Below are 18,882 nucleotides of genomic sequence, written 5' to 3'. Positions count from 1 at the left end.
GACCAGGGTCCGACTCAGGGCCCGTCCCCGTTCCTGACGTTTTGTACGTCGACGGCTCGGTCCACGTCGGGTTGCGCTCGTCTCCTACTTGATTCGATCGCGCTGCTGCCGAATAGATTCGAGAACCTCGTAAGAGATCTGGCGCATAGAAGGAAACACGGGGTTCTGCGCCATTGGCCGTGGGTCTTCCTCGCCGACCTCTACCGACCACCCGAGCGAGTTGCTTTTCGCTAACGCGTCGTAGTCGGCGTCGGCTACGGGGTCGACGTGTGCGCCGCCCTCCTTGTTCGACAATGCGAGGACCAGCTTTCGGCGCGAGTACTCGGTCCCTGCAGCGTCCTTGATTACGGTGTTCGTCCACCATTCATCGAACGGCACACGTGAGCCTCGGGGCAGTCGGGGTCCGCCCCTCGTCCGGATGGGCGTAGGTGGATAGTCGCCCAGTTTCGCTTCGTACTCGGGATCTGAAGTGTCTCCGGCTGTGATTTTGAAGCGAGTTAGCCCGGGCGTGGACAACAGATTCGTCGGGTCTGGCAGCCCAGCAGTATCTACCCAAGTCAGAGTGTTCTCCAGGCCAAGCTGGTTGATCAAAGCATGTGACGTGTACCTAGGAGCGGTGTGGTGTAAAAGGATTCGAACCGCCAGTGCCATCCGCTTCGCCTCACTCAGTCGCCCAGAGTCATACAGCTCGTTGGACGCTTCGAGATGGTCGACCTGTTCGCGAAGGAACCCAAGTAGTTCGTCACGTGTACGTGCCACAGCCCAATGCTAAGTCGCTCCCCGGACGAGATCGAAAGGTGGCCCGGCCAGTCCTCAGGCACTCGAATCTCGAATCGGAGAGCGCCAGCGTTCGACGGCGAGCGTCCACCGCCGCTGCCGGATATTGCTGCGGCGACGGTGATACCGGACTTCCGGAGCAGCTCCCGGCGGTCGTCGGTGTCCGAGGACTCCCAGACGTCGCGGTACCTCTCCCCGGTAGGTCGGTACTCCCACCGGGCCTCACGAGCCCGTGCGGACTCCAGTTCGGCGATGCGAGCGTCTAACGCGCTCAGTTGCTTATGTAGCCGTTGTTTCGCCGTGGCCGAGGTCATACGGCCAGCGGCGGCGGATAGTTCGCCCAGAGCCGACAGGGCCTCGCGTAGGTCGGCCTCTCAACTGTCCCCCGGCACCCATACCCGTTCGCGGACTTCGGAGTCGCCCAGCTTGTCTAGGAACGCTTCCTCGGCCAGTTCCTCCAGCCAGTCGGCGGGGAGATTCGCCGTACCCGCGTGGTCGGCGTTGCCGCGGTTCTGGCAGCGGTAGTACCGATACTCCCGGCCCCTCGCCGTGTTCCGGTCATGGTGCAAAGTGAGCTCGCAGACCAGACATACCGCCACCCCGGCTAACGGGCTGGCCACGGTGCGGCGAACCCCCTGCGGGACTCTTGAATCCGGTCCAGGTGGGCTTGTATTTGCTCCCACTCGTCTAGCGTCACCAACGGCTCGGCGAGCTTCACCGGGTCGCCTTCGTCGTCGCGGACAGTGGCTCCCTTGTGGTGGGCGAATCCTCGAATAGCACCGGACCGCAGCATGTTCCGTATCGGACTAGCCGCCCACTTCATCAGGTCCTTATCGCCATCGGCAGCCTGCAACGTCGGCTTGCCCGACCTGAGGGTCGTGTAGTAATCGCCCGGCGTCAGGTCCGCTCCTCGTTCAACTTCCGAGCAATTCGGGTGATCGACCCGCCGTCGAGAACATCGTCAACGATTCGACGGACGACGGTCGACGCCAGAGGATCGACAGCGAGTCGATACCCTTTGCCGTCTTCACTCGGTACCGCCATGTAGCCATATGGCGGTTTACCGCCGCCCCACCGGCCAACCTCGCGGAGCTTCCGCTTGGAGGCAGCGACGCGCGCTCGGATGGCTTCGAGCTCGCCTTCAGCGAGGAACGCGATGACGTTGGCGATGAGTCGGCCCACGGGTGTCGTGATGTCGATTCCTTCGGAGCACGACACGACTGTCTTGTCGTGTTCCAGACACCAGGCGAACAGCTTGTTGACGTGGATGGCGCTGCGGCTCATCCGGTCCATCCTCCACGAGCAGACGATGTCCCATTCGCCTGCTCTGTCACCGAGCCACTTGCCAGCTCGGGCGACTCGAACCGGTCGACCGATCCCGACGCGTCCACGTCCTCGGCCCACTGCTGGATGATCTCGCGCTGCCGTGTGATCGAAGTACATTCCTCGGTGGACCTCGACAGCCGCAGCCGCCCGAGGACCCGGAGACCGGAGGGAGCAGGTTTCGCCATGTTAGAGACGGTTCACGGCGCTCCGGTGAAAGTGCTGTTCTTCTCGCCGCGCATCGCACCCAACACCGGCAATGCGATCCGAATGGTCGCTGCAACGGGCTGCGAATTGCATCTCGTCGAGCCGCTCGGATTCGATTTGTCCGAACCCAAACTACGGCGCGCCGGCTTGGACTACCACGACCTCGCGTCGGTGACCGTGCACCGCAACCTGGCCGCCGCGTGGAAGCACATCGCCCCGCAACGCGTGTACGCGTTCACCGCACATGCCAGCGCACGATTCAACGACGTCAGCTATGAGCCGGGTGACGTCGTGATGTTCGGCCCCGAACCCACCGGCTTGGACGCGGCGACACTGGCCGACCCGCACATCACCGCGCAGTTGCGCATTCCGATGCTCGCGGGGCGACGGTCGCTGAACCTTTCCAACGCCGCAGCGGTCGTCGTCTACGAAGCGTGGCGGCAGCAGGGATTCAGCGGCGCAGTCTGAGCTTCACCACGAATTCCAGTGGGTCACCTGCTCAGCGGGCAGCCGTTTGGCGGGGCGGAAATCGGTGCCCTTGGTGTACGCGATGGGGAACAAGCCACCCTGGCGGTACTCGTCGAACGGAATGCCGAGGACCTCGGCGGCCAGCTTCTCCCCCTTGCCGACCAGATGCAGGGTCGTCCACGCCGAACCGAGCCCTCGCGAGCGCAGGGCCAACATGTAACTCCAGACCGCGGGTAGCAGCGAGCCCCAGAACCCGGCGCTGCCCGCAACCGCGTCGTCCGGGCTGCCGGCAAGGCAGGGAATCAGCATGACCGGCACCTCGTGGAAGTGCTCGGCGAGGTACTTCGCGGAATCCGTGACGCGCGGCCGCTGCTCGTCCCGCTCATCGCCGTAGGTGGGCTTGGGCATTTCGAGGTACCGCTCGGCGTTGTGGCGGTAGATGTCGGCGAGCGCCTTCTTCTTCTCGGGATCGTCGACGAAGACCCACTGCCAACCCTGCGCGTTGGATCCGGTCGGCGCCTGAAGCGATAGCTCCAGGCAATCCATCAACACCTCGCGCGACACCGGCTTCTCGAGGTCCAGCCGCTTGCGCACCGAACGTGTGGTGGTCAGGACTTCATCGACAGACAAGTTCAGGGTCACATTTCGAGACTACATTCGGCGTTATGGCAGTCGAATTCACGCAAGAAGTCACCGACCGGCTTGCAGCCGATCATTCGGGATGGTTGACCACGGTGGCCAAATCCGGCCAGCCCGTGCCTCGGTTGGTCTGGTTTTACTTCGACGGCAAGGACGTCTTCGTCTATTCGGAACCCAACGCCGCGAAGGTCCGACACATCAGGAATCATCCCCGGGTGAGCCTGAATCTGGATTCCGATGGCGCCGGTTCCGGCGTCATCGTCGTGGGCGGTGAGGCCACCGTCGACGCCGAGAACGCAGATCCGTTGCAGGACGAGCGATATCGCGCGAAGTACGCCGAGCTGGCGGCCAGCCTTGGCTTCACCGAGGAATTCCTGTCGGCCTACAACCTGCGATTGAAGATCAGCGTCGACAAGGTGTGGACCACCCCGACCGAGGGCTAGGCGTTTCGAGGCTGAGCCGACCCCGCCGGACGCAGGGCAACGACGCTCAAGCCCACCAGTGCGATCGTCACGAACGCCGCTGCGGCGCCAACAGCATCGATTAGCAGACCGGCCGCAGGTGCACCCAACGCCTGCCCCGCCGCGATGGTGAAGAACGACAGACCGACCCCGAACGAAGTCCGGTCCGGGTACAGCCGCACGCTCCACAACAGGAGCAGTCCCGTCAGACTGATATAGGCAGCACCGAACAGCGCGGCCGCGACGATGACCGCGACGAGGTTGGACGGCACCAGCGCCAACAGCACCGAAGCCGCGGCCATCGTCACCGTCGCTGCGATCCACGCCCGCCGCAATCCGAAGCGGCCGACGGCGTCGCCTGCCAACGCTCCGATGATGCCGGCCGCACCGAGCACGATCCACATGAGCGACGAGCGCGTCGTGTCGGCTCCACCGACCGTGGTGATCAGATCGCGACCGAAGGTCCAGACCGCGATGCTGCCGATTCCCATCATCAGGGATGCGGCGATGAGACCGAAGGAACCTGGGCGCCAAGACCGTTCGGCTGCAGCCTGGGCAGGCAGGCCCGACGTGGACGGTATCGCCAGGATCACCGCGATGGTCACGAGGACGGCCAAGATCGCGTATACGGCCCACGCCAGACGCCAGTGGGTGAAGAGCGCAAGCGCAATCGGGGCGGACAACACCACGCCGACTCCGGTACCTCCATTGACGACCGTTTGGGCTCGATCCGCGGCTGCGCTTGGCACGAACTGTGCGACGGCCGCCGCCAGCGGCGGCGAGGCGATCCCGGTGCTACACCCGGCGACCAGCACTCCCGCAGCCAGAACCCAGGCTGATGTCGCGACGGCGACTATCGAGATACCCACTGTCGCAACGACTCCGGCTGCGGCGGCGACCCATCGCGCACCGAGTCGTTCGGTCAGCACCAGGCTGACGACGATCGCGGCGCAGTACCCGACGTAGCTTCCCGCACCTATCACCCCGGTGAGCGTGGGCGTGAGCTCGAAAGCGTCGGTGAACACGGGTGCGAACAATCCGTAGGTAAACCGCGCGAAGCCATAACAGCATGCGATGAGCGCGGTCCCCGCGGCAACGAGGAAGTACCCGCGACGCGTCACTTCTTCACGGTAGCGCTCAGCGAAAATCGCGGGACTTCGAACCCACCCGCATGTCGAGCTTGCCCATGCGGTCGGCGACGACGGTGACCGCGCCGGTGGCGTTCTGCACCTGTCCGCGGATCAGCAGCGCCGACGCCGTCTGCGCCAGCTTGCGATGCCGCGCCCAAACCCCCCGCGAACACAGGACGTTTACCATCCCGGTCTCGTCCTCGAGGTTGACGAACGTGACCCCCTGCGCCGTCGCAGGCCGCTGGCGGTGAGTCACCGCCCCGGCCACCAGCACCCGGGTCCCATCGGGGACCTCCAGCAGTTTGTCGGCCGGAACGACACCGAGTGCGTCGAGGTTTTGGCGCAGGAACTGGGTGGGATAGCTGTCGGACGAGACGCCCGTCGCCCACACATCGGCGGCGGCGAGTTCCAGTTCGGTCATGCCGGGCAGCGTGGGGATCTGCGACGACGCTCCCACTCCGGGGAGCCGGTCGGGACGTTGGGTGGCGGCCGCGCCCGCGGCCCACAGCCCTTCTCGTCGGGTGATTCCGAAGCAGCCCAGCGCACCCGCGGTGGACAGTGCCTCGGTCTGCGGAACGCTGAGCTGAATCTGCTGGGTGAGATCGAGCAGAGAAGTGAACGGCCCGTTGGCATTTCGCTCAGCGACTATGCGTTCGGCCAGCTCGTCGCCGATGTGTCGGACGCTGCCGAGCCCAAGCCGCACCTCGGTGCCGACGTTCTCCAGGGTTGCGTGCGCGAGGCTGGCGTTGGCGTCCGGTCCGTGAACGGTGACACCGTGCCTGCGGGCGTCGGCCACCAGCGACTGCGGTGAGTAGAAGCCCATCGGTTGTGCCCGCAGCAGCGCAGCACAGAACGCCGCAGGATGATGCAGCTTGAACCACGACGAGTAGAACACCAGCGAGGCAAAGCTCAACGAATGGCTTTCCGGGAAACCGAAATTGGCGAATGCTTCCAGCTTCTCGTAAATCCGGTCGGCCACCTCTCCCGTGATGCCGTGCCGCGCGCGCATACCGTCGTAGAACCTGCCCCGCAGCCGCCGCATGCGTTCGGTGGAGCGTTTGGAGCCCATCGCACGACGCAACTGGTCGGCCTCGGCGGCGGAGAAGCCCGCGCAGTCCACCGCGAGCTGCATGAGCTGTTCCTGAAACAGCGGAACACCCAATGTCTTTCGCAGAGCGGCTTCCATCGACGGGTGTTCGTAGGTGACGCGTTCTTCCCCGTTGCGCCGCTTGATGTACGGATGCACCGACCCGCCCTGGATGGGGCCCGGACGGATCAGCGCGACCTCGACCACCAGGTCGTAGAACACCCTCGGCTTCAGCCGGGGCAGCGTGGCCATCTGCGCGCGGGACTCCACCTGGAACACCCCGACGGAGTCGGCGCGCTGCAGCATCTCGTACACCGCGGGCTCGGACAGGTCCAGCTTGGCCAGGTCGACGTCGAGGCCTTTGTGCTCGCGCACCAGGTCGATGCAGTAGTGCAGCGCAGAGAGCATACCGAGGCCGAGCAAGTCGAACTTCACCAAACCGATTGCCGCGCAGTCGTCTTTGTCCCATTGCAGCACGCTGCGGTTCTCCATGCGCGCCCATTCCACCGGGCAGACGTCGGCGATGGGACGGTCGCAGATCACCATGCCGCCCGAATGGATGCCCATGTGCCGTGGCAGGTTGGAGATCTGCACGGCCAGGTCGATCACCGGTTCGGGGACATCATCGACATGAGTCGCTTCGGTCAGGTTGCCCCACTGGCCGATCTGCTTACTCCACGCATCCTGCTGCCCCTGGGAGAAGCCCAGCGCGCGGGCCATGTCACGCACGGCGCTGCGGCCCCGGTAGGTGATGACGTTGGCCACCTGGGCGGCGTAGTCGCGGCCGTAGCGGTTGTAGACGTACTGTATTGCGTTCTCGCGCAGGTCCGATTCTATGTCGATGTCGATGTCCGGAGGTCCGTCACGCGCCGGAGACAGGAACCGCTCGAACAGCAGCTCGTTGGCGATCGGATCGACGTTGGTGACGCCGAGTGCATAACAGACGGCCGAGTTGGCCGCCGATCCCCTGCCCTGGGCCAGGATGTTGTTCTCTTTGCAGAATCGAGTGATGTCGTGAACCACCAGGAAGTAGCCCGGAAAAGTCAGCTGTTCAATGATTTTCAGTTCGTGCTCGATCTGAGCGTATGCCCGCTGGGCACGCTCGGGTGGCCCGTACCGGTTTCGGGCCCCCGTCATGACGAGATGTCTCAGCCAGCTGTCTTCGGTGTGCCCCTCCGGGACATCGAAGGGCGGCAACTGCGGGGCGATCAGCGCGAGCCCGAACGCACACTGCTCGCCCAGGTCGGCCGCCGCCGTCACCACCTCGGGACGGTGTGCGAAGAGTTGCGCCATCTCCACCCCCGACCGCAGATGCGAACCGCCCAGCGGGGCAAGATAACCGGCCGCCTCATCCATTGAATGCCGAGCGCGGATCGCACCCATGGCCATGGCCAGCCTGCCGCGGGCCGGCTCAGCAAAGTGTGCGGCGGTGGTGGCGACGACGCCTAGGCCGAACCTGGGCGCCAGTTCGGCGAGTGCGCCGTTGCGTTCGTCGTCGCAGGGATGCCCGTGGTGAGTGAGCTCGATGCTGACTCGGTCACGGCCGAACCGGTCGACCAGATCGGCGAGTGCTGTGGCCGCCGCCTCCGGTCCGCCTTGGGAGAATGCCTGGCGGACATGCCCTTTACGGCATCCGGTGAGGATGTGCCAGTGCCCGCCTGCCGCTTCGGTCAACGCGTCGTAGTCGTAGCGCAGCTTGCCCTTCTCACCGCCCGCCAGATGTGCCTTCGCGAGCTCGCGCGACAGTCGCCGGTATCCCTCCGGACCGCGAGCCAGCACCAGCAGATGCGGACCCGGCGGGTCCGGGTCCTCGGTGCGGTCGCCTCCGCCGAGTGACAGTTCCGCGCCGAACACCGTCTGCATGTCGAGTTCCTTGGCGGCCTCGGCGAAGCGCACCACCCCATAGAGCCCGTCGTGATCGGTCAGCGCGATGGCACGCAGATCGAGCCTGGCCGCCTCCTCGACGAGTTCCTCCGGCGTGCTGGCGCCGTCGAGGAAGCTGTACGCCGAATGTGCATGCAACTCCGCATACGGCACCGACGATCCGGAGCGGTCGATGTCCAGCGGCTCGTAGGACCCGCGCTTGCGCGACCAGGCCGGACTGTCCCCGCCGTCGCCGATCTGCTGGTCGATGGGCCAGCCGGCACGGCGCGGTTTGCCGTTGAGCACCCGCTGCATTTCCGTCCAGCTCGGCGGTCCGGTATGCCAGCCCATCCATGCAGTCTATCGAACATATGTTCTAATCGCAGCAGGGGCCGCGCCGCTGCTCGGTGTCGGGTGGGTCCGGGTCGCTGCGCAGGAGTTCCTCGGGGTGGTGGGCATGGTTGACCTCTGGAGGTCGAATTCCATCCGTCCACGCCAGCCGGCCGGTGTCGGTGACTTCGGTACGCCATCGCTTTTCCGTAAGCAGCTTGTGGTCGGGTCCGCAGGCGAAGAACAGCGAATCGGCGTCGGTGGCACCGCTCGGGACCCATTCCGGGCTGTGATGCACCTCGCAGTGATACCCAGGCTCAACGCAATTCGGCCGGGTGCACCCGCCGTCGCGTGAGTAGCAGATGATGCGTTGGTCGGTTGTCGCAATTCGCTTCTGACGACCCAGATAGATGGGCCGGTCGCTGTGGTCCTCGAAGACCGCCAGGTAGTGAATCGCCTCGGCAGCCATCCGGATGAGATCACGCATCGGCAACACACCGTTGCCGCCGGTGCGCGCGGGCGAGGGCATCGGTATAGCGGGATCGATCACCGCGTGGACGGCCTGGTTGAGTTCGGCCAACGTCGTGCGGGCGATGACCGTCACCGCATGCCCGCGGTGAGTGCCCATGTCCCCGGACGCGATACCGGCTTTGAGCCCGAGCTTGATGCCGTCATGGCACCGTTGGGATGCGCTGCGGTCGTCACGCCGCTCTTCGACCGCGCCGTCGGGCAGGTGACGACCCGGGCGTACCGCCGCGGCGGCGGCTTCCACATAGGCACGGGCTTCGGGGTCCAGGTAGCCCGAAATCCGTGACATCCCGTCACGACCCTGGCGTCCCACCACCACGCCGCGACGACGCGCACGGTCGGCCTCGTCGAAATCACCGTCAGGATTGAAGATCTCGTCGATACGGTTGGCGGCGGCCCTGACGATTTCGGCGTCGCTCTTAGTGGCTTCGCGTACGAGGCTCGCTTCCACCTCGGCTCGCTCGGTTACAGACACACATGACGGCAGCTTGTCCATCGCGGCCGTGATGACCTTCACATGGTCCTCGCCAATCGCTCCGGCCGCCACCGCCATGGCCACCGCTGACAAATGTGGTTGCAGCAGCTCGCCCGACACCGAGCGTCGCGGCACGATCCGCTCGGCAACTTTGTTGCGACGCTTGACCTCCGCGGACGTCACTCGCAGGCGTGCGGCGAGGTTCTGCACCCACCCAGGTGCGCTGCCCGCTTCGTCGGGCGGATCGGCCAACTGCCCGAATATCCGGTACATCACGCCGCGATTGAAGCGCTCCTGCAATTCCAGCCGCTCAGCCATAACCATCCGAAACTCGGTGCCCACCTCATCAGGGGCTGTTTGCCGCAGCACTCGGTGGGCATCGTCGATCGCGTCGAGGGCAACCGAGATGCGCTCCCGTGCCACCGCCGAGGTGATGAATTCGCCCATACCACAACGCTACTGACACACACCGCCACGACCAGACGCCCCGAACCCCAGAACCCCCAACCTGTGGATCAACCCACGACTGGGGATAACTCCACCGAAATGTCGGTGTCACGTGCTAGCGCTACTCGAAGGTCACGACGAGGCGCCCCACGATGTCGCCGCGCGCCAGCGCGTCGAGGTTGTCGTTGACCTCGTCCAACGAGATCGTCTTGACGGTGTGCTTGATCAGGCCCTGGCTCGCGAGCGACAGCACTTCGGCGAGATCGTCGTAGTTCCCCCAGAACGAGCCGAAGTACGACCTCTCCCCGTTCGTGAACGGCAGCAGCGGCAGCACCGCTTTCTGCCCCATGAGGCCCACGCAGGTTATCGCGCCCTCGCGCGCCAAAACCGCCGCCCCCAACTGCAAGCCGTCTTCGGCTCCGGCACAATCGAGGATCGCGTCGACCTCACGTCGGCCCGTCGAGTCCTCGAGGACATCGGCAACCTCTTCCGCCGTCTTCCCGCGGGTGTTGGCGGTGTGGTGCGCACCGTTTTCCCTTGCCAGGGCCAGCTTTTCGTCACTACGCGCGAAGGCCACCACCGTCGCACCGCCACCGAGCAAGCGCGCATACTGGACCCCGTAACTGCCCAGACCGCCGATGCCGTTGACAACGACCGTGCGACCCGCACCGACCTTCCCCGCCTGTCGCAGCTTCTTCATTCCGCGGTACGGCGTGAGCCCGGCGTCGGTCAGCGGCGCCAGTGTTTCGGGCCGGGAGTCGAGTCCGTCCGGAACCGCGATGACGTGGCGATAAGGCACGGGCATGTACTCCGCGAACCCGCCCGGCGGCCCGAAGCCCGCAATCTGTCCGTTTGCGCAGATCTGTTCATTGCCTTCGCGGCACTGTCGGCACGTCCCGTCACCCCAGTTCGGATTGACGACGACGAGATCGCCCTCGGACAAACCGGCAACGCGGGCACGTCGGCACCCACCGCGGCGATCCGCCCAGCCACCTCGTGCCCGGGGGTGATCGGCGCCGTCAGCGGCGCCCCCTGAGTGAAGTAGCCCTCCATGAGCTGACAGTCGCTGCGGCACATACCTGTCGCGGCCACCTTGACGAGCACATCGGCCGGCCCGATGTCGGGAACCGGAACTTCCTCGATTCGCAGGGGTTGGTTGTGTCGTGCATTCGGGCCGCGCGCATCTGCATGGGACAAATCCAACCGCAGCGCGACCCGCTCGAGTGGCGCATTCGTGCTCGGATCGTGCCCGTTCTAACTCATGCTGTCGGACAGCGTGCGCCGCTCGAAGAAGCCGCGGCTTCGCTCACGGCAGGTCCGAGGCCTCGAACTGATCCCGCGGAACAACCACCATCGGCACTTCCAATACCCGCAACATCTTCGCCGCCGTCGACCCGAGGAACAGGCGCTTGGGCGCGCTGAGCCGACTCGATCCGACCATGATCACGTCGCCGTCACGCCATTGGAGCTTGCTGACCGCCTCCTCGACGGTGCGGCCGTCGACGATCGTCGACGTCACGGGAAAGTCTTCGGGCAGTTGGCTTTTGGCCGTCTCGAGCGTGTGCTCGGCATGGGCGAGCGCACGCCCACGCACCGCGTCGTCGTCGCCACGAAGCGTTCCGAACATCGGGTCCAGCGCAACCAACGACACCAGCCGCAGCGGAGTCCCCGCCGCTCGGCTGAACCGAACGGCGGTTTCGAGCAACAGATCCGCGCCCGCACGCTCGCCGATCGCGCACGTCACCTCCCGCACCCGATTCTCTGACCAATGGCGGCTGCCCCGCGGCGCCACCGCGACAGGCACCGGCGCGGAATGCAGAAGCTCGTTGACGACCGATCCCAACGAGTAGGGACCCGCCAGCCCACCACCGGAGCCGCCGACGACGATCAGGTCGGCCTGCACCCGGGCCGCTTCTTTGATCAGACCGTCGGCACACGAGTCGTCGAAACTGACGTGGGTCCCCGCGACGACGTCGGCGGGTATCGACGCCCGCGCTTCGGCCAACCAATGCTCGGCCTGTTCGGCGAGAAGCTCGTCGTAGCCACCGACCGGCACCAGCGAGGGCACCATCCGGTCCGGCGGCAAGATGATGCTCACCCCGAGTTCGGCGCCGAGCGTGCGGGCCAGCCGCACCCCCAGCGCCAGCGCGTCGGCGCCTCCCGGCGTTGCCAGGTAACCAACGATCAATTTCATAGCCGTACCACCCTCCATCTCGCACACCGATGTACGGACGTCGTGGGGTGAATCCTGTCAACGCGGAACCCCGGTTACCGCCGTTTGAGAGAAATTGCCGCCGGCTCAGCGTCAGGAGCTGTATTCGGCGGTGCCGTCCTCGAGCACCAGCCGCGCGTTCGAGCCGTCGGGATTGGCGGCCTCGGTGCGGAACACCGCATGCCCCGGATCGGTCCGCCAGATCGACGTCGTGAGAGTTTCGCCGGGAAACACCGGCGACGTGAACCGGGCTGCGACGGCACTGACTTTCGTCGCGTCGCCGCCACCGAGGTCGGCGACGAGCGCTCGTCCCGCAACACCGTAGCTGCACAGACCGTGCAGGATCGGTTTGGGGAAGCCGGCCAGTTCGCGCGCGAACCACGGATCACTGTGCAGCGGATTGCGGTCACCGGAAAGCCGATAAATCAACGCCTGGTCCTCGCGGGTGGGCAGGGCGATCGTCGAATCCGGTTCGCGGTCGGGGATTTCCGGCGCCGCCGGACGCTGGCCGGGCTGGCCGCCGAATCCGCCCTCACCGCGGATGACCGCAGTGGTGTGCGTTTCGGCGATCACCTCACCGGAGTCGGGATCGGTGCCGGTTGCCTTGAGCATGACAACGGCGTTCTTGCCCTCACCCTTGTCCTGAATGTCGGCGACTTCCGCGACGACGCTGAGCTTGCCCGCAGGCGGCAGGGGTTTGAACAACCGGATCCCCTGGGATCCGTGCAGCAGCATCGCGAAGTTGAAGCTGCCGATCATGGCGGCAGCCGCGAACGGCAGGCATGCGATGACGGCATAGGTCGGCAGCACCTGTTGTGGAGTGTCGTGGGTGTTCTCTGTGGTGAACGCCAGATCGTCGAGTCCGGCGCCGACCCCGAGTGCGTAAAGCATCGTGTCGCGGTCGGTCCATTTGAAGATCTGCGGTTCCGTCTTTGCGCCTATGGCATTCGGGTCGAGCGGCATCGAGGCTCCCTTCGCTGGTGTGTCGGACCATACACAGCACCGCCGGCCGGGCCGGCGATCCAGCCATTGACGTATCCCCCGCCAGGGGTGACCATGGCTGGCATGCGTTATGTCGTTACCGGCGGTACTGGGTTTATTGGCAGACGTGTGGTGTCGCAGATTCTGGCGAGCCGCGATGACGCCGAGGTGTGGGTGCTGGTGCGGCGCGAGTCGCTCGAGCGGTTCGAGCGGCTGGCCACTGAGGGTGAGCAGCCATGGGGCGAAAGAGCGAAACCGCTGGTCGGCGATCTCGTCTCGGCGGATCTCGGGCTGGCCGACGAGTCCGTCACCGAGCTGGGCACCGTGGACCACATCGTGCACTGCGCGGCGATCTACGACATCACCGCCACCGAGGCCGACCAGCGGGCGGCCAACGTCGACGGCACCCGCGCCGTCATCGACCTGGCCCGGCGCCTCGGCGCGACCCTGCACCACGTGTCGTCGATCGCGGTGGCCGGCGCCTATCGAGGTGAATTCACCGAGGACGATTTCGACGTTGCGCAGGAGCTCCCGACGCCCTATCACCAGACCAAGTTCGAAGCCGAGCTGCTGGTGCGATCGGCGCACGGCCTGCGGTACCGGATCTATCGGCCCGCGGTCGTCGTCGGAGATTCACGCACCGGCGAGATGGACAAGGTCGACGGGCCCTATTACTTCTTCGGCGTACTGGCCAAGTTGGCCCGATTGCCCGGCATTACGCCGATGGTGCTGCCCGACACCGGTCGCACAAACATCGTCCCGGTCGACTTCGTGGCCGACGCGATTGTCGCGCTCATGCACAAACCGGAATGCGACGGGCAGACGTTTCATCTCACCGCATCGAAAACCATTGGGCTGCGGGGGATCTACCGCGGGGTGGCCAAGGCCGCGGGTCTGCCGCCGCTGGTGGGCTCGCTGCCGCGCCGCGCAGCCACACCGATTGTGCGGGCCACCGGGCGCGCCAAGATCCTGCGCAATATGGCGGCCACACAGCTGGGTGTTCCCGCCGAGGTGCTCGATGTCGTCGACCTGTTCCCGACGTTCACCTCCGACAACGCCGATGAAGCGTTGCGCGGCACCGGTATCGCTGTGCCCGAATTCGCCACGTATGCATCGAAGTTATGGCAGTACTGGGCAGAGCACCTGGATCCCGACCGCGCACGCCGCGACGACCCCGCCGGCCCGTTGGTGGGCAAGCACGTCATCATCACGGGCGCGTCTAGTGGGATCGGGCGTGCGTCTGCCGTGGCCGTCGCCGAACGTGGGGGATGCGTATTCGCGTTGGCGCGCAACGCCGAAGCGCTCGACGAGCTCATCGCAGAGATCCGAGCGTCTGGCGGGCAGGCGTACGCATTCACCTGCGACGTCACCGACTCGACATCCGTCGAGGCCACGGTCAAGGACATCCTCGGGCAATTCGGGCACGTCGACTATCTGGTGAACAACGCAGGCCGGTCGATCCGTCGCTCGGTGGCGGCGTCCACCGACCGCCTGCACGATTACGAACGCGTGATGGCGGTCAACTACTTCGGGTCGGTGCGGATGGTGCTCGCTCTGCTACCGCACTGGCGCGAAAGGAAGTTCGGGCACGTGGTCAACGTGTCCAGCGCCGGCGTGCAGGCCAGCAGTCCGAAGTACAGCGCGTACATCCCGAGCAAAGCCGCATTGGATGCGTTCGCCGAAGTCGTTGGCAGCGAGACCCTTTCCGATCACATCACCTTCACCAGCATCCACATGCCGTTGGTGAAGACGCCGATGATCGCGCCGTCGCGGCGACTCAACCCGTTACCGCCGATCACCGCCGAGCATGCTGCGGCGATGGTGGTGCGCGGGCTCATCGAGAAGCCCGCGCGGATCGACACCCCGGTCGGGACACTGGCCGACGTCGGCATGTACTTCACCCCGAAGCTGTCGCGGCGGGTGCTGCATCAGATCTACCTGGGCTATCCGGATTCGGCGGCCGCCCGAGGCGAGGTATCCGAATCCACGCCGGAACGTCGCCCGAAGCGACCGGCACGCGCCACGGTGTCCAAGGTCCGTGTCCCGCGGGTGATGGCCCGCCCCGCCAAGCGCGCCCTGCGCCTGGTGCCCGGCGTGCACTGGTGAGCAGGCTGGTCCTATCGTTGGCAGCGTGACGCTGCCTGTCTTCGTCGATGTCGACACGGGGGTCGACGACGCGATGGCGTTGGTGTATCTGTTCGCCAGCGACGACGCCGAAGTCGTCGGAATCGCTTCGACCGCCGGAAACGTTCCCGTACAACAGGTCTGCGAGAACAACCTCGGTCTGCTGGAGCTGTGCCGCATGAACGTTCCGGTGTCCATGGGTTCCGAACGACCCCTGGTGGTGCCGTTACGCACCGCTGAAGACACCCACGGACCCAAGGGGATGGGTTACGCGCAACTGCCGTCGACCGATCGTGAACTCACCACGCACGACGCCGCCGACGCGTGGATTCGCGCGGCTCGCGCATATCCCGGCGAGTTGGTCGCGATCGCCGTCGGCCCGTTGACCAATCTGGCACTGGCCATGCGCAGGGAACCGGCGCTGCCGAGGCTGCTTCGCCGACTGGTCATCATGGGCGGCGCTTTCGACTACCGCGGCAACACCACACCGGTGGCGGAGTGGAACATCAGCGTGGATCCGGAGGCGGCCGGAGAGGTCTTCGCCGTGTGGGGTGCGGCGTGGGGGTTGAACCCACCCGAACATCTCCCAATTGTGCTCGGCCTGAACCTGACCGAGAACGTCGCGATGACGCCGACGCTGCTGAGCCGACTCGCCGCAGCCGCGGAGTCGTCGTCGATCCCGATGAGCGTGCTGGACAACCGCGGCACGAAATCGGTTGCGTCCAATCCGTTGATCGCGGTGCTCGAGGACGCGATGCGGTTCTACTTCGAGTTCCACTTCGACCAGAACGAGGGCTATATCGCACACCTGCACGACCCGCTGGCCGCGGCGGTGGTGCTGGATCCCGACCTGGTCCGCTGTCGGCGCGTCACCGTCGACGTCGAGCTCACCGGCACCCTCACCAAGGGCATGACGATCGCGGACTGGAGCAACCGCTGGGGCCGGGAGCCCAACGCGCTCATAGGCGTTGGCGTTGATCCCGACACGTTCTTCGACCGGTTCATCACGCGAGTGGGTGCGTTCGCGCGCCAGCTCGGATGAGTCCCTAATCGAAGAGCACCAGCGCCGTTGCCGCGAACAACAGGATGAAAATGGCGAGGGCGATCAGGCTCACCACAACGGCGGGCGAGAACTTCCGGTCGGCTGGCGGTTGCTGCGCCGAAAGGCCGGACGTCTGCGCGGAATCCGGTGGTGTTGACCCGGGCGCGACTCCGCCTCCGGGTTCGAGACCCGATGTTTGTGCCGGGTCGGGGTCTGGGGGCTGGGCTGTCATGCGACGCGCTTACCCCATCTGGTCGTGCTTATTCGTAGATGCCCTCGACGTACCACCTCCTCTGCCGGTAGCACAGCAGCAGCGCCCGCCCCGGCTTGATCGTCTGTTCTTCGCGCGAGCGTCCCCGGCCCTTCGGGCGGGGGCCCACATCACGGCCATCGAGCAGCACCTGCGCCCTGGCGGTGCGACCCGATTTGGCGAGCTCAGGGTCCCACCACCGCTCGTCGACCGGCCAGGGCCCAGCCCACCAGGCAAGCGGGGAATCGTTCGAACCCGATGAAACCAGACGCGACGGGTCCGCGGAGAACAGTCCCCGGCTGGTCACCCGCACCGGATTCCCGCCGGCATCGAACAGTTCGACCGGATCGTCGAGTAGCACCGTCGGTGACGGTTCGGGTAGCTGGCCCGGCCAGGGCTGACCGGGATCGGCGCGCGGCACCTGCTCGTCACCTAACGGCGTGAAGGTGATGCGCTCAGCCGGCCCACGACCACCACTGAGCATCGGCACCTGCACCGCCTCGGGTCCGAGCAGACCTTGTACGCGTACCAGTGCACGGCGAGCGCGCAGCCTGTCCTCTTCCCCAATGCCGCCCCACAGCGGCAGCTGCAGCGCCTCGGCCGAAACCAGCTCCACCGGACGCAGCCGGATGACGGTGACCGGTGCGGTCGGCCGATCACCCGGATTGCGTCTGTTCAACCAGCCGTCCAGTTGCCAGCGCACCCGGTCGGCGGTGGCGTCCTCGGTCAGTGGTTCGGCACAGCGCCAAACCCGTTCCAGCTCTTCACCGTTGGCGGTGATCGCGTGGATGGCCAGGCGGGTGCATCCCACCCCGGACGCCTCCAGGCTGCGGTGCAGGGTCCCCGCCAGTGAGCGGCCCGCGAACGCTGCAGCATCCACCCGATCGATCGGCGGGTCGCAGTCCATGACGGCGTCGAGCTCCTGCTCGGGTTCACGACCCGACGGTCCCCTGGCCGGCTCGCCACGGGCGAACCGGTGTGCGACCACCGCGTCGGCGCCGAAGCGCGAGGCCACGTCGCTGCGAGCCAATGCTGCGAACTGTCCGATCGTGCGGATACCCATGCGCCACAGCAGGTCTGCCAAGTCATCACGGCCGGACGCAGCCAGGCTCGGCTCGGTGGCCAGCTGCCGGATCGACAGCGCCGACAGGAACGGTGCGTCCTTGCCGGACTCGACGATCCGTCCCGCTCGCGCGGCGAAGACCGCGGTGGGCAGTTGATCGGCGACACCGACCTGACATTCGACGCCGGCCGCGGCCACCGCGTCGACCAGTCGCTCGGAGGCCGCCTGTTCGGACCCGAAATAGCGGGCCGCCCCGCGCACCGGCAGGACCAGCAGGCCGGGCCGCAGCACTTCGGCCCGCGGCACCAACTCGTCCACCGCGGCCGTCACATCCTCGAAATGGCGAGCATCCCGCGCCGGATCGGCCGTGACAACATGCAGATCCGGACACCTGGCCTGCGACTCCCGGCGGCGCAGTCCCCGTCGCACGCCCACCGAACGCGCCGACGCCGAACAGGCGATGACCCGGTTGGCCAACGTCACCGCGACCGGAGCCGTGGGTGTCAAACCAGCCGCCGCCGCGGCGGCGACCGCGGGCCAGTCCATGCACCAGATGGCCAATACGCGCGACGACTGAGATGCCACAGCAGCCCGCTCACTGCGCAACCGGGGTCAGTCCGGCCCGGCCGTTCACCACCCGGCCACTGACCGAGTAGGTCAGCTGCACCTTGGCGATTCGGCCGAATCCGGGGCGGGCACGGCCGGTGATCTCATAGCCGCAGACCCTGGCATCCAGGCGGGCGGACGCACCCTGCCAGTCACCGTCGGTGACCAGCAGGGTGCAGCCCTTCTGCCGCGCGCGGGCAACGACCGCCCGCGCGCGGGTGGCAGGCACCGAACGCCCACCCAGCCCGAGCACCACCATGTCCATGCCGTCCATCAGCACGGCGGCCACCTCGACCGGATCGCTCCCGGGATCGGGGACGACCGCGATCCGGCTCAGATCCGCACCCATCTCCACGGCGGCCAGCAGACCGGCATCAGGGTGGCCGACGATCGCGGCATGTCCGCCCTCCCCCGTCACCGCCGCCACCATGCTCAACGCCAGCGATCGGGCACCCGACACCACCGCCACGGTCCCGCGTGGCAACGGCGCAGGGAGCACATTGCCGAGTGTTTCGGGGATCGGCAGCAAACTTTCCGAGGCCGGAAGCGGATCGGCGGCCGGTGCCGCTCCACGACGCCCGCCACCCACCTTTCCGGATACTGCCGCTATCCTGCGACGCAGGTGTTCTAGCTGTTCAGCGCGGTCGGGACGGCGCTGATCCAGGGGCAAGGCAGCTGTCACAGCAGCACCTCCTGCATCACCAGATTCACTGTGTTTTCGAATGTATGTTCGATATCCCGAGTAAACACCTGCCCACCGACAACCGTCAAGCGGATCCGAGTGCGTTCAGCTTTGCCATTGCATGATGGTGACATTGACAAATGTCATCATTTGGTGTTGTACTCCGAAGGTGCTCAACGGAGAGCCC

Annotated in this window: 19 protein-coding genes and 1 pseudogene; 4 read left to right on the top strand and 16 right to left on the bottom strand. The window is 66.1% G+C overall.

Features of this window, described 5'->3' with window-relative positions; all coding sequences use genetic code 11:
- Positions 1-84 precede the first annotated feature (84 nt).
- The 5 genes from BST47_RS07690 to BST47_RS31015 all read right to left on the bottom strand — a co-directional run bounded on the left by BST47_RS07690 (position 85) and on the right by BST47_RS31015 (position 2,288).
- The gene (locus BST47_RS07690) at positions 85-378 is read right to left on the bottom strand and encodes a hypothetical protein (protein ID WP_083124891.1); all 294 of its coding nucleotides are present in this window, start codon (positions 376-378) and stop codon (positions 85-87) included.
- A gap of 773 nt (positions 379-1,151) precedes the next feature.
- Positions 1,152-1,397, bottom strand: coding sequence for a recombinase zinc ribbon domain-containing protein (locus tag BST47_RS31030; protein ID WP_083124887.1), 246 nt, complete (start codon positions 1,395-1,397; stop codon positions 1,152-1,154).
- Positions 1,382-1,570 carry a hypothetical protein gene (locus tag BST47_RS31025; RefSeq protein ID WP_234809625.1) on the bottom strand — a complete coding sequence of 63 codons (189 nt, stop codon included), beginning with the start codon at positions 1,568-1,570 and terminating at the stop codon, positions 1,382-1,384. The genes BST47_RS31030 and BST47_RS31025 overlap by 16 nt, the downstream gene beginning before the upstream one ends.
- A 104-nt stretch (positions 1,571-1,674) precedes the next feature.
- Positions 1,675-2,061: a recombinase family protein gene (locus BST47_RS31020; RefSeq protein ID WP_234809610.1), complete on the bottom strand. Its 387-nt coding sequence runs from the start codon at positions 2,059-2,061 to the stop codon at positions 1,675-1,677.
- Positions 2,058-2,288, bottom strand: a complete 231-nt coding sequence (locus tag BST47_RS31015) for a hypothetical protein (protein ID WP_234809609.1) — start codon at positions 2,286-2,288, stop codon at positions 2,058-2,060. The genes BST47_RS31020 and BST47_RS31015 overlap by 4 nt, the downstream gene beginning before the upstream one ends.
- Here BST47_RS31015 and BST47_RS07665 point away from each other — a divergent pair.
- Complete coding sequence (locus BST47_RS07665; RefSeq protein WP_083124881.1) at positions 2,287-2,775, top strand: tRNA (cytidine(34)-2'-O)-methyltransferase; 489 nt, start codon at positions 2,287-2,289, stop codon at positions 2,773-2,775. The two genes, BST47_RS31015 and BST47_RS07665, sit on opposite strands and share 2 nt — an antisense overlap.
- Before the next feature lie 3 nt (positions 2,776-2,778).
- Here BST47_RS07665 and BST47_RS07660 read toward each other — a convergent pair whose 3' ends face one another.
- A complete protein-coding gene (locus tag BST47_RS07660; RefSeq protein ID WP_083124879.1) occupies positions 2,779-3,417 on the bottom strand; it encodes a nitroreductase family protein in 639 nt (212 codons plus the stop codon).
- A gap of 23 nt (positions 3,418-3,440) precedes the next feature.
- On the opposite strand from BST47_RS07660, the gene BST47_RS07655 reads away from it, so the two are divergent.
- Positions 3,441-3,857 carry a TIGR03667 family PPOX class F420-dependent oxidoreductase gene (locus tag BST47_RS07655; RefSeq protein ID WP_083124877.1) on the top strand — a complete coding sequence of 139 codons (417 nt, stop codon included), beginning with the start codon at positions 3,441-3,443 and terminating at the stop codon, positions 3,855-3,857.
- Here the strand turns inward: BST47_RS07655 and BST47_RS07650 are convergent.
- From BST47_RS07650 to BST47_RS07625, 7 genes and pseudogenes are all read right to left on the bottom strand, one after another.
- A complete protein-coding gene (locus BST47_RS07650; RefSeq protein WP_083124875.1) occupies positions 3,854-4,996 on the bottom strand; it encodes an MFS transporter in 1,143 nt (380 codons plus the stop codon). The two genes, BST47_RS07655 and BST47_RS07650, sit on opposite strands and share 4 nt — an antisense overlap.
- 16 nt (positions 4,997-5,012) lie before the next feature.
- Positions 5,013-8,306, bottom strand: coding sequence for an error-prone DNA polymerase (locus tag BST47_RS07645; RefSeq protein WP_083124873.1), 3,294 nt, complete (start codon positions 8,304-8,306; stop codon positions 5,013-5,015).
- Positions 8,307-8,331: 25 nt separating this feature from the next.
- A complete protein-coding gene (locus BST47_RS07640) occupies positions 8,332-9,735 on the bottom strand; it encodes a DUF222 domain-containing protein (protein ID WP_083124871.1) in 1,404 nt (467 codons plus the stop codon).
- Positions 9,736-9,856: 121 nt separating this feature from the next.
- Positions 9,857-10,678: a zinc-binding dehydrogenase gene (locus BST47_RS31010; protein WP_272937630.1), complete on the bottom strand. Its 822-nt coding sequence runs from the start codon at positions 10,676-10,678 to the stop codon at positions 9,857-9,859.
- Between the two features lie 83 nt (positions 10,679-10,761).
- Positions 10,762-10,812: pseudogene (locus BST47_RS31575) on the bottom strand (hypothetical protein); the annotation flags it as partial.
- 229 nt (positions 10,813-11,041) lie between these two features.
- Positions 11,042-11,929, bottom strand: coding sequence for a universal stress protein (locus BST47_RS07630; protein WP_083124869.1), 888 nt, complete (start codon positions 11,927-11,929; stop codon positions 11,042-11,044).
- A gap of 111 nt (positions 11,930-12,040) precedes the next feature.
- Positions 12,041-12,910, bottom strand: coding sequence for a MaoC/PaaZ C-terminal domain-containing protein (locus BST47_RS07625; RefSeq protein ID WP_083124867.1), 870 nt, complete (start codon positions 12,908-12,910; stop codon positions 12,041-12,043).
- A gap of 102 nt (positions 12,911-13,012) precedes the next feature.
- Here BST47_RS07625 and BST47_RS07620 point away from each other — a divergent pair, with 102 nt between their 5' ends.
- On the top strand, positions 13,013-15,034 hold the full coding sequence (locus tag BST47_RS07620) for an SDR family oxidoreductase (protein ID WP_107528890.1): 2,022 nt from the start codon (positions 13,013-13,015) through the stop codon (positions 15,032-15,034).
- Positions 15,035-15,059: 25 nt separating this feature from the next.
- Complete coding sequence (locus tag BST47_RS07615; RefSeq protein ID WP_083124863.1) at positions 15,060-16,094, top strand: nucleoside hydrolase; 1,035 nt, start codon at positions 15,060-15,062, stop codon at positions 16,092-16,094.
- Positions 16,095-16,098: 4 nt separating this feature from the next.
- On the opposite strand, the gene BST47_RS07610 is transcribed toward BST47_RS07615, so the two are convergent.
- From BST47_RS07610 to BST47_RS07600, 3 genes are read right to left on the bottom strand one after another with little or no spacing between them, the layout of a single operon-like run.
- The gene (locus BST47_RS07610) at positions 16,099-16,326 is read right to left on the bottom strand and encodes a DUF6480 family protein (protein WP_083124861.1); all 228 of its coding nucleotides are present in this window, start codon (positions 16,324-16,326) and stop codon (positions 16,099-16,101) included.
- Positions 16,327-16,354: 28 nt separating this feature from the next.
- Positions 16,355-17,953: a DNA polymerase Y family protein gene (locus BST47_RS07605; RefSeq protein ID WP_083124859.1), complete on the bottom strand. Its 1,599-nt coding sequence runs from the start codon at positions 17,951-17,953 to the stop codon at positions 16,355-16,357.
- Between the two features lie 49 nt (positions 17,954-18,002).
- Positions 18,003-18,695 (bottom strand): DnaE2-dependent mutagenesis accessory factor ImuA', encoded by a 693-nt coding sequence (locus tag BST47_RS07600; RefSeq protein WP_207568557.1) that lies wholly within the window; start codon positions 18,693-18,695, stop codon positions 18,003-18,005.
- Positions 18,696-18,882: the final 187 nt, after the last annotated feature.

Origin of the sequence: Mycolicibacterium tusciae (assembly GCF_002086795.1) — a bacterium.
Taxonomy (GTDB): domain Bacteria; phylum Actinomycetota; class Actinomycetes; order Mycobacteriales; family Mycobacteriaceae; genus Mycobacterium; species Mycobacterium tusciae.
Note: the sequence above shows the minus strand (reverse complement) of the source record. Positions and strands in the feature narration are given on the sequence as shown.